Source organism: Cellulomonas sp. NTE-D12 (genome assembly GCF_027923705.1).
Lineage (GTDB): Bacteria > Actinomycetota > Actinomycetes > Actinomycetales > Cellulomonadaceae > Cellulomonas.
This window is the reverse complement of sequence record NZ_AP026442.1, coordinates 114525-127228: the sequence shown is the minus strand read 5'-3', so window position 1 is coordinate 127228 and position 12704 is coordinate 114525. Positions and strand designations below refer to the sequence as shown.

At 75.1% G+C, this 12704-nt stretch carries 11 protein-coding genes; 3 read left to right on the top strand and 8 right to left on the bottom strand.

Features of this window, described 5'->3' with window-relative positions; genetic code table 11:
- Positions 1–79 precede the first annotated feature (79 nt).
- Entirely contained in the window at positions 80–1993 is a 1914-nt protein-coding gene (locus QMF98_RS00555) for an NHL domain-containing thioredoxin family protein (RefSeq protein ID WP_337974166.1), read from the top strand.
- 15 nt (positions 1994–2008) lie between these two features.
- On the opposite strand, the gene QMF98_RS00550 is transcribed toward QMF98_RS00555, so the two are convergent.
- The 5 genes from QMF98_RS00550 to QMF98_RS00530 form a co-directional block, all read right to left on the bottom strand.
- Positions 2009–3430, bottom strand: coding sequence for a GGDEF domain-containing protein (locus QMF98_RS00550; protein WP_337974165.1), 1422 nt, complete (start codon positions 3428–3430; stop codon positions 2009–2011).
- A gap of 144 nt (positions 3431–3574) precedes the next feature.
- The gene (locus tag QMF98_RS00545; protein ID WP_263731948.1) at positions 3575–3799 is read right to left on the bottom strand and encodes a DUF6458 family protein; all 225 of its coding nucleotides are present in this window, start codon (positions 3797–3799) and stop codon (positions 3575–3577) included.
- A gap of 123 nt (positions 3800–3922) precedes the next feature.
- Positions 3923–6019 carry a S9 family peptidase gene (locus tag QMF98_RS00540; protein ID WP_337974164.1) on the bottom strand — a complete coding sequence of 699 codons (2097 nt, stop codon included), beginning with the start codon at positions 6017–6019 and terminating at the stop codon, positions 3923–3925.
- Entirely contained in the window at positions 6016–8085 is a 2070-nt protein-coding gene (locus QMF98_RS00535) for a bifunctional copper resistance protein CopD/cytochrome c oxidase assembly protein (protein ID WP_337974163.1), read from the bottom strand. Before QMF98_RS00535 ends, QMF98_RS00540 begins: the two co-directional genes overlap by 4 nt.
- 66 nt (positions 8086–8151) lie before the next feature.
- Positions 8152–8370, bottom strand: a complete 219-nt coding sequence (locus QMF98_RS00530) for a hypothetical protein (protein WP_337974162.1) — start codon at positions 8368–8370, stop codon at positions 8152–8154.
- 342 nt (positions 8371–8712) lie between these two features.
- Here QMF98_RS00530 and QMF98_RS00525 point away from each other — a divergent pair, with 342 nt between their 5' ends.
- Together QMF98_RS00525 and QMF98_RS00520 are read left to right on the top strand one after the other, a co-directional pair.
- A complete protein-coding gene (locus QMF98_RS00525; RefSeq protein ID WP_337974161.1) occupies positions 8713–8934 on the top strand; it encodes a hypothetical protein in 222 nt (73 codons plus the stop codon).
- 139 nt (positions 8935–9073) lie between these two features.
- Positions 9074–10669, top strand: coding sequence for a phytoene desaturase family protein (locus QMF98_RS00520; RefSeq protein WP_337974160.1), 1596 nt, complete (start codon positions 9074–9076; stop codon positions 10667–10669).
- Between the two features lie 35 nt (positions 10670–10704).
- Here the strand turns inward: QMF98_RS00520 and QMF98_RS00515 are convergent, their stop codons facing one another.
- Genes QMF98_RS00515 through QMF98_RS00505 form a run of 3 tightly spaced genes read right to left on the bottom strand, consistent with a single transcriptional unit; the run spans position 10705 to position 12474 of the window.
- Positions 10705–11142: an SRPBCC family protein gene (locus QMF98_RS00515; RefSeq protein ID WP_337974159.1), complete on the bottom strand. Its 438-nt coding sequence runs from the start codon at positions 11140–11142 to the stop codon at positions 10705–10707.
- Positions 11143–11200: 58 nt separating this feature from the next.
- Positions 11201–11455, bottom strand: a complete 255-nt coding sequence (locus tag QMF98_RS00510) for a CDGSH iron-sulfur domain-containing protein (RefSeq protein ID WP_337974158.1) — start codon at positions 11453–11455, stop codon at positions 11201–11203.
- Positions 11452–12474 (bottom strand): iron-containing redox enzyme family protein, encoded by a 1023-nt coding sequence (locus QMF98_RS00505; RefSeq protein ID WP_490715675.1) that lies wholly within the window; start codon positions 12472–12474, stop codon positions 11452–11454. Before QMF98_RS00505 ends, QMF98_RS00510 begins: the two co-directional genes overlap by 4 nt.
- Positions 12475–12704 lie beyond the last annotated feature (230 nt).

Below are 12704 nucleotides of genomic sequence, written 5' to 3'. Positions count from 1 at the left end.
GCCGCCGACCGCAGCGGCCGCAGCATGCGGTGCGCCTCGGCGGGGATGAGGACGTCGCGGCGTCCTGTTGACTTGTGCCGTGAGCACCAGCACCGCCCGTCTGCCCCGTGTCCGTGCGTCCGAGCTCGTCGGGCGCGGGTGGCTGAACACCGGGGGACGGACGGTCACCCTCGCGGACCTGCGGGGCAAGGTGGTGGTGCTCGACTTCTGGACGTTCTGCTGCATCAACTGCCTGCACGTCCTGGACGAGCTGCGGGACCTCGAGGCGCGGTTCTCGGACGTGCTGGTGACCGTCGGGGTGCACTCGCCGAAGTTCGTGCACGAGGCCGATCCGGCGGCCCTCGCGGCCGCCGTGCAGCGGTACGAGGTGCACCACCCGGTGCTGGACGACCCCGAGCTGGTCACGTGGCAGGCGTACACGGCCCGCGCCTGGCCGACGCTGGTGGTGATCGACCCCGAGGGGTACGTCGTCGCGCAGCTGGCCGGCGAGGGGCACGCGCACAACCTCGAGGCGCTGGTCGGCGAGCTGGTGACCGAGCACGAGGCGAAGGGCACGCTGCGCCGCGGCGACGGGCCGGTGGTGATCCCGGAGCCGGAGCCCGGGACGCTCCGGTTCCCGGCGCGAGCGATCGTGCTGCCCGACGGGCACCTGCTGGTGGCGGACGCCGGGCACCACGGGCTCGCGGAGCTGGAGGCGGATGGCGAGACGCTGGTGCGGCGGATCGGCGTCGGCACGCGCGGACTCGTGGACGGCGGTCCCGACGAGGCGCGCTTCGCCGAGCCGAACGGGCTGGCCCTGCTGCCGGAGGGCCTGCGGGCGACGGTGGGCTGGGAGGTGCTCGTGGCGGACACCGCCAACCACGTGCTGCGCGGCGTGCGGCTGTCCGACGGGACGGTGACCACGGTGGCCGGTACCGGGACGCAGTTCCTGGTCGGCGCCCCGGACAACGTGGTGGAGGGCGTGCTGGGCGGCGGAGCGGCCGGCGCGGACCGGCGCGGTGTCGGGTACGACGGGCCCGCGACGGGCGTGCGGCTGTCGTCGCCGTGGGACGTCGTGTGGTTCGAGCCGTGGCAGGCGTTCGCCGTGGCGATGGCCGGGCACCACACCCTGTGGGCGTTCGACCCGGTGGCCGGGACCGTGCGGCACGCCGCCGGCACCATGACCGAGGGGCTGCTGGACGGGCCCGCCCGTGAGGCGTGGTTCGCCCAGCCCTCAGGCCTGGCGGTGGACGAGGGCGGACGGCTCTGGGTCGCGGACTCCGAGACCTCGGCGCTGCGCGTGGTGGAGGGCGGCAGGGTGCGCACGCTGGTCGGCGAGGGGCTGTTCGACTTCGGTCACGTGGACGGTCCTGCCGCACAGGCCCGACTGCAGCACCCGCTCGGCGTCGCCACGCTGCCGGACGGCACCGTGCTGGTCGCCGACACGTACAACGGTGCGATCCGCCGGTACGACGCCGTCACCGAGGAGGTCAGCACCGTCGCCACGGGACTGGCCGAGCCGAGCGGGCTCGTCGTGCTGGCCGACGACGCCTCGGCACCGCAGCTGCTGGTCGTCGAGTCCGCCGTCCACCGGCTGGTCCGCGTGCCGCTGCCGGCGGGGGTCGGCCGGCGGGTCGACGACGGTGCGCACCGCACCCAGCGGCCCGTGACCGTCCTCGCACCGGGACAGGTGCGGCTGGACGTCGTCTTCACCCCCGCCCCTGGTCAGAAGCAGGACGACCGGTACGGGCCGTCGACGCGGCTGCGCGTCTCGTCGTCCCCCGCCGGGCTGCTGCTCGACGGCGCGGGTGACGACGTGCCGCTGACCAGGGTGCTCACGCTCGACCCCGTCGTCGGCGAGGGCGTGCTGCACGTGACCGCGCAGGCCGCGTCCTGCGACGCCGACCCGGCGATCGAGTACCCGGCGTGTCACCTGGCCAGCCAGGACTGGGGCGTGCCGGTACGGCTCGAGGCCGGTGCGCCCGACGTGCTGACGCTGCCGCTGCTGGGCTGAGGACCGGCCGGACCGTCAGGCGGCGCCGACCACCGCGAGCGCCGTGAGCGCCGTGAGCGTGGTCGGCACCGGTTCGGCGATCGCGGCGGTCGCCGACGCGGACACCTCGATCAGCCACGTGCCGTACGCCGCCTCGAGGCGGACGTGCTCGCCCCTGCTGCCGTCGTCGCCACCGCGGGCCACCGTGTCCGCCGACTCGTCGTCGTCCCGCCGCCGCAGCACGGCCCACTCGCCGGCGCCGAGGGTGTCCGCCGCCGCGGCCGCCAGCGCGCACAGCCGAGCCACCGGTCCACCCCGCACGTCGGCGAGCGCCGCCGACACGCTCACCACCAGGCGCTCCGCCGTCACCGCAGGGTCGGCGGTCACCGGTCCGGCGGCCGCCCGCACCCGTGCGTGTGCCCGCTTGGCGCGGTACTGCGCCTGGTCGGCGCGGCGGAACAGCTGGCTGGCCGGGACCGCGCCAGCGATGGCAGTGGACGAGATGCCGAACGACAGGGTGGCGGCGTGCGGCAGCGGGAACGTGTCGACCGTGCGGGCGGTCACCTCGCGCACCGTCGCCAGCGGGTGGCCGGACGTGATCACGCAGAACTCGTCGCCACCGAGCCGGGCGGCGGTCGCACCGGGCAGGCCCTCGGAGATGCGGCGGAGCACGTCGGCCACGGCACGGAGCAGGTCGTCGCCGGCGTCGTGGCCCAGCTCGTCGTTGACCCGCTTGAGGCCGTCGACGTCGCACATGACGATGCACGTCTCGCCCCCGGAGGCGAGGGCGTGCTCGGCGGCGGCATCGGCGATCCGCCGGTTCACCAGACCCGTCAGCGGGTCGTCGGCGACCAGGTGCCGCACCTGCGCCTCGAGGTCCACCCGGGCCACGGCACCCCCGACGAGGCCGGCCAGCACGGTCGCCGCCGCGAGCTCGGTGGGCCCGAACCGTTCTCCGGGTGCGTTGCGGGTGACGTACACCTCGCCCCACACGGTGCCGTTCACCTCGACGGGGACGGCCATCGCGGCGGCGGCGCCGAGCGCGAGCAGCGTCTCCACCTCCACCTCGTCGCCCGCACGCGGGTCACCGGGCGGGAACGGGGTGCCGTCCTCGTCGTACGCGCTGGCCACCCACGGGAGACGGTCGCGGATCAGGCTGTTCAGCGCCGGCCGGTCCTCGGCCCGGAACTCGGCACGGGACATGTCGATCTCGCGGGTGTCCCGCAGACCGGGCGCGACGGCGAGCACGCGGCAGGTCTGCTGCTCGATGCGCAGCAGCGCGGCGTGCTGGGCGGCGAGGACCTCCTTGGCGCACACCGTCGCGACGGTGCCGACCTCGTCCAGGCTCGCGGCGTAGCCCAGCCGCTTCGCGGCCGTGGCCAGCTCGGGCACGCCTGCGGAACGCGCCGCGGGCGGACCCTGCTCGCGCGCGTCCTCAGCGGTGAGCCACTGGACCACGTGTCCATGATCGCGGGTGCCGAAGACCGCTCACGAGGGGCCACCGGGTGAGGTCCGGCCGATGTCACCCGCTCCGGCGTGGCCGCGGAACCGTCGAATGCCCCGAGCGGGGGCATATCGACGGGCCGCCGGTCCGTGCGCTGGTCAGACGGGCGGCAGCGGACGGTCGTCGTGCCGCTCGATCACCTCGCGGTGCGTGGTGTTGGTGCGCTGGGCGTTGAAGATGATCGACAGGATGATCGCCAGGACGCCCGCCGCCATCAGGATGTAGCCGATCACCGTGAGGTTCACGCCGGAGATGCTGTCCCGGACGCCGAACGACAGGATCGCGCCGATCACCAGCAGCGTGATGCCGCCTCCGATGTACATGTGCGCTCCTTCTCCTCGTCCGGGTCTGGCCCGGGCGCTGCCAGTGTCACCCGAGGTCGGAAGGCCCGCACGCCGAGCCGGGACCGTCCGCACAGCTGCGCGGCCGCGCCCGGACCGCCTGGGTCAGCCGAGCAGGCGGGGGTACGGGGTCGGCTCGCCGAGGACGTGCTCGGAGAGGAACGCCAGCACGGTGCCGTACCAGACGGTCGCGTTGCGCGGCGACAGCACCCAGTGGTTCTCGTCCGGGAAGTAGAGGAACCGGTGGGGCGTGCGGCCGTCGTCGTCCGCGGCGAGGGCCGACGACGACAGCAGCTGGTACCAGAGGCGCAGCGCCTCGCCGACCGGCACGCGATAGTCCTTGTCGCCGTGGATCACCAGCATCGGGGTGGTGATCGCGCCGACGGACGCGTGCGGGGAGTTGTCCGCCGTCATCTGCGGGGTCATCTCGCGCTGCCAGTAGTACGCGGCGTCCGTGGTGGGGCCGAACTGGTCGAGCGCCCACAGGCCGGCGTGGCTGACGATCGCCCGGAACCGGTCGGTGTGCCCGGCCACCCAGTTGGCCATGTACCCGCCGAACGAGCCGCCCATCGCGGCCGTCCGCGACGCGTCCACGTCCGCCCGCGCCACCACCGCGTCGGTGACGGTCATCAGGTCCGTGAACGGCTCGGCACCCCAGGCACCCCAGCCCCGCTGCACGAACTCCTGCCCGTACCCGGTGGACAGCCCCGGGTCGGGGAGCACCACCGCGTAGCCGTGGGCGACCAGCAGCCACGGGTTCCAGCGCCACGACCAGGCGTTCCACGTGCCGAGCGGACCGCCGTGGATCCACAGCAGCAGCGGCGCCGGGCGGTCCGGGCCGGCGGTGTGCGGCAGGGCCAGCCAGGCGCGCAGCGGCGTGCCGTCGGCGGCCGGGACCCGGAGCTCCTCGAGGCGTCCCGGCAGCTCGGGGAGCGGCGCCGGCCCGGGGAGCGGTTCGGCGGCGACCGGGGCGCCGGTGGCGGCGGCGCGGGCGAGGTCGATGCGGACGGCGTGCGGCGGGGCCGTGTACGACGAGCGCAGCGCGTAGGCCGTCGCACCGTCGGGGGCCACCTGCAGGTCGCTGAAGGCGGCGGCGTCGGACGTCACGCGGCGCACCGCGCCGGACGCGAGGTCGACGTGGAACACCGGCCCACGGCCGTCGTCGTCGGCCACCACGAGCAGCCCGTCCGAGCCCGGCAGCCACACCGCACCGGACGGCCACCGGTCCCAGCCGTCGGTGAGCGGCCGCACCGGGCCACCCGCGACCGGAACCACGGCGAGGTCCACCCGCGGCGCCCGCAGCGGCGTCGAGATCGTCTCGCGGCCGAACGCCACCCACCGGCCGTCCGGCGACACCACCGGGTCGAGGACGTCGAAGCCCTCGTCCGCCACCAGCACCCGCCGCTCACCGGAGGCGACGTCGATCGCCACCAGCTGCGTGCGCACCTCCGCCGCGCGCACCGGAACGGCCCAGGTGGTGACCACCGTCGTCCCGTCCGGCGTGACGTCGCCGCGCTGCTCGACGAGCGCCGCGCGCGCGGCCGGCGTGACGTCCGTCAGCTCCACACGTGGCTCGGCGACACCGGCGGCGGGTGCGACCAGCCCGGGCGTGACACGTCCGACGAACCAGTGCGGCGACTGCGGTCCGAGGTCGTGGTCCCAGTACCGGACCGGGTACGAGTCGTGCAGGATCGCCGCCACCTTGGCGTCCTTGCGCTCGGTGCGCAGCTTCTCGTCGTCGGCGGCGTCCTGCGCCGTCGGCAGCACGTCGGACGCGACCAGCAGCACCCCGGCGTCGGCCGCGACGTGCACGTCGCCCAGGCCGGAGTGCCGATGGGCCACCACGCGGGCCTCGGCACCGTCGTGCGGCAGCAGCCACAGCGCCGCGACGTCGTCATCGGACCCGTCCTTGCCAGACTCGGCGTCCGGGTCGGGGCGGGCGGAGGTGAACAGCAGGTCGCCGTCCGGCGTGAACGCCGCACTCGACTCGCCGCGGCCGCTGCGGGTGAGGCGACGAGCCGGCCGGGCGCCGCTCGGGTCCACCTCCCACAGGGCGGTGACGTACCGGGTGCCCTTGGTGTCCAGGGTGGCGACGGCGGTGACCAGGCGCGTGCCGTCCGGTGAGAGGCGCAGGCCGGACAGGCGCGGCAGCGCCACGTACTGGTCGAGATCGCCGAGCTGGCTGTCGGTCTGCGAGGTCATCGGTCCGTCTCCCCCTGCGGTTCGTCATGTGGTGCGTCGCGGCCCGCCAGCCGCGCGAGCATCGCGTTGTACTCGTCCATCTCGGTGTCGCCGGTCCGGTCCACCTGCCGGTCGCGGCGTCGGGCCAGCCGCTCGTCGTCGCGCGCCCAAGCGACCGCCACCGCGATGGCCAGCGCCAACGTGGGCAGCTCGCCGATCCCCCACGCGATGCCGCCACCGGCCTGCTGATCGGCGATCGCACTCGGTCCCCACGGCCGGCCGAGCAGGCCGAACCAGTCGGCCACCAGCAGCCCGTCGCCGCTCATCAGCGAGATGCCGAAGAAGGCGTGGAACCCCATCGTCGCGAACAGCAGCAGCAGCCGCTGCGGGTAGCCGGGACGCTGCGGACCGGGGTCCACACCGATCAGCGCGTTGGCGAACAGGTACCCGACCAGCGAGAAGTGCACCACCATGAACAGGTGGCCCTCGGTGGTCCGCAGCGACCACTCGAACACGCCGCTGTAGTAGAAGACGATCATCGAGGCGACGAAGTTCGCCGCCGCGACCACCGGGTTCGCGAAGAACCGGCCGACCCGGCTGTGCACCAGCACCAGGATCCACTCGCGGGGACCGCGGGACGTGTCGCCGGCGAGCCGGGTGGACCGGGCCGGCAGCGCGCGCAACGCGAGCGACACCGGCGCCGACAGGGCCAGGAACACCGGCACCACCGTCGCCAGGACCATGTGCTGCACCATGTGCGCGCTGAACAGCACGTGCCCGTAGGCGTTCGGGCCGCCGGACGTCGTCCAGACGAAGACGACCATCGCGGTGACCCAGGCGGCGGTCCGACCGACGGGCCAGCGGTCGCCGCGCCGGCGCAGCCGCCACACCCAGCGCAGGTACACCACCAGGCCGGCGGCTGCGGCGGCGGCCATCACCACGTCCCAGTTCCACACCGTGAACCAGCGGGCGCCGGTCAGCTCCGGCGGCAGCGAGTGGCCGATCACCCGGAACGCGGGCGACGTGTCCGCCACGGGGACGTTGGGGACGGGCGGCGCGGACGACGACAGCGCGACGGCGACGCCGGACACGGCCCCCATCACGGCGAGCTCGACCAGCACCAGCCGGGCGAAGGCGGCGCCGGCTCCGGCGCTCAGGTGCGGGATGGTCGCCCGACGGTGCGCCAGCCCCAGCGCGCCGAGCGCGACCAGCAGCACCGCCTTGGTGATCAGCAGCAGCCCGTACCGGGTACCCAGGTCGGACCAGCCGCCCACCCGGATGAAGCCGTTGACCAGGCCGGACACACCCACCGCCGCCAGGCACCAGCCCGCGACGACCGAGTAGCGGCGCACCGCCACCGGCAGGTCGGTGCCGAGCCTGCGCGCGAGCAGGGCCAGTGCGGCGAGCGCCCCGATCCAGACGGCGGCGCCCAGCAGGTGCAGCAGCAGCGCCTCGGTGGCCACCTCGTGGTGGGCGGCGCCGGACGCGTGGCCGGTGCCGGACTGCATCCACAGCGCCACGAGCGCCAACGCGCCGGTCCAGCCGGCGCCTGTCGGGGTGCCGACCACCAGCGCCAGGGCGGTGACCGCGGCGGCGACCAGCACGATGCCGGCATACGCCCGTCCGAGGTCCACCTGCGTGACGAACAGCCACAGCTGCGCGCCCGAGGAGCCGAGATCCACCGGGCTGCCGGACACCTGCGCGTACGTCAGCACGACGCGCACCACGGCCAGCACCGTCCACACGCCGGCGGCGACAGCGGTCACCGTGGTCCCGGCCGGCCAGGCGGCACCGACCGCTGCCGTGCCGCCGGGCGCGGTCGACCGGCGCTCCGGGTGCGCCTCCACCGCCGCCCGCCGCGGCACGATGCCGATCACCAGGGCCAGCGCGCCGAGCGTCACCGCCACCGCCAGGTCGGTGAGCACGTCCACCACCGGCAGCCCCCAGCGGACCGCCGCACCCGGATCTGCCAGCGCGGTGGCCGCCGCGGCACCGCTGAACGAGACCGCGACCAGCACGGCCACCACCGCGACGGCGCCCAGCACCGCGAGCCCGCGCACGGCGACGACTGGGCGACGCGTCAGCATCCGTCCAGCCTAGGCGGCGGTGCCGGGCACGGCTGGCGGCTGGTCCAGCCCCTCAGACACCGCCGGTCACAGATCGCACTGGCAGACCGTGTTGAGCTCCACCACCTGCTCCCCGGCGTCCGGCCGAGCCCACGCCTGCGCCTCCGCGAGACTGGCGAACCGTCGGGGGGCGAGTCGGCCGTTCGTCAGGAGCACGCCGACGTCCGTCAGCTCCCGCGGGTCCTGCCAGCGGAGGGTGCCGTCTGTCGTGCCCGCCGCCGTCGTGGTGCCCGCCGTCGTCGTCATCCGTGTCCCTCGTCCCGTCTGGTGCGTCCGCACCGCTCAGCGTGTGGCTGCGGCGCCCCCGACCGCTCAACGGGCACCCGACCGCGCCGATTCCCGCGCGGCACAGCGCTGGCGCCACTGCGCCTGCACGGCTGTCCGCGGCACGGCTACGCCTGCCGCGGGTGAAGTCACCACGACCCGTCGTGACAGCGGCGCGACCGATGCGCCACCTGCCCGAGGGACGGCAACTCGGACAGGTGCCGCCGAATCGGTCGACCGTGACTCCACCTCGGACCGCAGGTCACAGCGGGTGAAGACTTCGGGCCCGCCACGCTCGCCGGGCCGCACCGCAAGACTCCGAGGATGGACGCGGGCGACGAGCACTCGATGGCGGTGAACCCGCCGTTGTTCATCTCCGACGACGAGATCCACGCGGCCAGGTACGACTGGCTCGCGGCACGGGACGCCGACGCGGACGTGCCACCCGAACGTGTCGCCCTCCTGTTCGAGTACTACCGCGCCCTCATCAGCCTGCAGGCGCGGCAGCTTGCCGACGAGTTCCGCGCGCGGCGCGGCCGCGCCTGACCCGTCTCCGCGACACCCGCCGGCCGCCCGCACACCCTGGCTGGTGGGGCGCGCGCGGCTCGGCGCACCACGACCCCGGATGGCAGGGCCGCGCGGTCGCTGCGATGCTCGATCGGACATCGTCGACCCGGGGAGCCCCATGCGCCGCACCGTGGACGCCGTCGTCGTCGGGGCCGGTCCCAACGGCCTGGTCGCGGCCAACGCACTGGCCGACGCGGGCTGGGACGTGCTGCTGCTCGAGGCGAACGACGAGGTCGGCGGGGCGGTCCGCAGCGCCGAGGTGACGGTGCCGGGCTTCCGCAGCGACCTGTTCAGCGCCTTCTACCCGCTCGCGGCGGCGTCGCCGGCGATCCGCGCGCTCGAGCTCGAGCGGTACGGGTTGCGCTGGCTGCACGCGCCCGCGGTGCTGGCGCACGCGTTGGACGACGGCCGGGCGGCGGTGCTGCACCACGACGTCGACGACACCGCGGCCGGGCTCGACGAGTGGGCCGTCGGCGACGGTGACGCGTGGCGCCGGATGGTCGACGGCTACCGCCGGTTGCGGGACCCGCTGCTGGATGCCCTGTTCACCCCGATCCCGCCGGTGCGGGCGCTGGCGCGGATCCTCGCCCGCACCCGAGCGGCGGGTGCCCTGGAGGTCGCCCGGCTGGCCGCGCTGCCGGTGCGCCGGCTGGGCCAGGAGACGTTCCGGGGCGAGGGCGGCAGGCTGCTGCTGACCGGCAACGCGCTGCACGCGGACATCCCGCCGGACGCCGCCGGCAGCGGGCTGTACGGATGGCTGCTGGTGATGCTCGGTCAGGACGTCGGCTTCCCGGTGCCGGAGGGCGGTGCCGGTGAGCTGGCCGAGGCGATGCGGCGGAGGTTCGAGGCGGCCGGCGGCGAGGTGCTGACGGGCGCCGAGGTGACGCACGTCGAGGTGCGGGCCGGCCGGGCGGTCGGGGTGCGGACCGCCGGTGGGCTGGAGGTCGGCGTCCGACGGGCCGTGCTGGCCGACGTCTCGGCGCCTGCGCTGTTCGGCCGGCTGCTGCACCAGCGGAACGTGCCGGCGGCGCTGCGGCGTCGGATGGAGACGTTCCAGTGGGACTACTCGACGTTCAAGCTGGACTGGGCGCTGGACGGGCTGGTGCCGTGGAACGCCGACGGCGCCCGCGGCGCCGGCACGGTGCACCTCGGGGTGGACGACCACGGGTTCGTGCAGATGGCCGCCGACCTGTCGATGGACCGCATCCCGGAGCGACCGTTCCTGCTGTTCGGCCAGATGACGACGTCGGACCCGAGCCGCTCCCCGGCCGGAACCGAGTCGGCGTGGGCGTACACCCACGTGCCGCACGGCATCGTGTGGGACGCGCAGGCGGTCGACGCGCAGGTGCGACGGGTCGAGGCGGCCGTTGAGCGGGCGGCGCCGGGGTTCACGTCGCACATCGTCGGCCGGTACGTGCAGAGCCCGACGGACATCGAGGCGGCCGACGCGAACCTCGTCGACGGGGCGACCAACGGCGGCACGGCGTCGATCCACCAGCAGCTGGTGTTCCGGCCCACCACCGGGCTGGGTCGGCCGGAGACGCCGGTCACGGGCCTGTACCTGGCGAGCGCCGGTGCGCACCCGGGCGGTGGCGTGCACGGCGCCTGCGGCTGGAACGCGGCGCGCGCGGCGCTCGGTCAGGCAGGTCCGACGGGCGCCCTGCGGCGGGCGCTGGTGCGCACCGCGTGGGACCGGGTGCTCCCCGAGCGCTGAGCGCGGGTCTTCCGCCGGGCGGCCGCTTCGGCCCGTCAGGTCGACGGGCGGCAGGCCAGCGCGCCCAGGCGGTAGAGCGTCTCGCGGTTGCGCCAGGAGATCAGCGCGTCGCGCAGCGGCTCGGGCACCAGCCTGGCCGGCCCGCGCACCGCGTCCTCCGCGATGCGGACCCGGCAGCCGCCGTCCGTCGGGACCACGGAGATCGCGACGTTGGCGTCGCCGACGAACGAGCCCTTCGCCTCCAGCTCGATGCCCCGCTCGGGGTCCCAGCGGCGGCTGACGCTCACGTCCTGCAGCACCATCGGCCACAGGCCGGCCGAGTGCGCGATGCGCGAACCCGGCGCCGGCCACTCGGCGTCGACACCGCGGATGCGGCTGGTCCCCACCACCCACGTGGCGTAGTTCCACCCGTCGGCGAGCACGCGGAGCACGTCCTCGGGAGGGCAGGGCAGGTCACGCGAGACGACGGACATCGCCTCAGCGTCGCATCGGTCCGCCCGGCCCGCGCGGGCAGCGTGCGGCACCCGGCCGTCAGGTGGACGACGAGAACCCGTTCACCTTGTGGGTCCCGTCGCACCACGGCTTGATCGACGAGCCCCCGCAGCGGCACAGCGCCACGGTGCGTCGACCCTTGTCCAGCGGTTGGCCCTCGGCGTCGAGCACATCGACGTCACCACGCACCAGCAGGGGGCCGTCAGGGCACGCGACGATGCTCGCTCCGCGAGGCGGCAGCTCACGGGCAGTGCCGTCAGGGGCAGCCGCGTGCCCCCGGCTGGTCGTCGTCACGGCAACGGCCGCAGCAGCGCCGTCTCACCGGCGCCCCAGGCCTGCATCATCCGGGCGGCAGCGCCACCGTCGAGCGCGAGGCAGCAGGCGGCGCCGAACAGGATGTCGTCCACCAGCTCCGGCTCCTGCTCGGCCAGAGCCCCGGCCAGGTCGCGACCGGCGATCTGCTCGTGCACCGCGTCGGCCGCGACGTGCTCGTCGAAGTACCAGGTCGCGGCCACGTCGTCGTGACCCAGCCGCCGCACCCCGTTGCCGTACAGCCGGCTCGGCAGCGAGGACGTCATCTCGAAGGCCGCCAGGTGCCCGACGATCGCTCCGCGCAACCGCCGGTGCAGCCCGAACAGGGACATCGCGTTCAGGGAGGCCAGCGTCGCCGCCGGCACGTGGTCCACGTAGGCGCCGTACGTGTCGTCGAGCCCGAACGCCCGCATGGCCAGGGCGAACAGCTCGGCGTGCATGCGGTGCGGGTCGCCGTCGCCGTACTCGTCGGCCTGGATCTCCACCAGCGCCGCCTTGGGTCCGCCGGCCAGCCGCGGGATCGCCCAGGTGTGCGGGTCGGCCTCCTTGAGCTGGTAGATCGAACAGTGCACCAGCAGCTCGCGCAGCTGCGGCTCGGTGGCCTTGCGGGCGACGTACCGGGACAGGCTCGGGCCACCGTCGGCGGCGGTCAGGGCGAACAGCCGCTCGGCGACACCGGTCCGGTCGCGGCGGTCGCACTCCGGCACCGGGACCGTGCGGCGCAGCTCGGCCTCGAACGGCCCCTCGAGCTCGGCGCGGACGGCCAGCAGGTCCGGGTCCCACTCCCAGTCGTCGTCGACGCCTGCGATGCCGCGGTAGTGCAGCTCGTAGAGGCACAGCAGGGCGAGCTGCACGTCCTCGTCGGTCCGCCAGTCGGTGGGATCGGTGAGCCGGGCGGTGACGGCGGCGCGCAGCGGGCCCAGGTCGACGGCCCCGGGCGAGCGGCTCAGCGCGGCGAGCAGGGCGGTGCTGATCGGGCCGCGCGGCGCCGGCCGGGGCAGGGGGACGGCCGCCCGGGACGGCAACGTGGGTGCGACGCTCGACGAGGCCTCGCCAGCGGGTGTGGGTGCGACGCTCGACGAGGCCTCGCCAGCGGGTGTGGGTGCGGCGCCCGACGACGGCTCGACCGAGGGTGCCATCCCCGAGGAGGGCTCGACGGAGGCGGCGACGCCGGTGGACGGCGTCGTCGTCGGAGCCTCGACGGGTGGCATGCGGTCCATCGTGCGCGCGG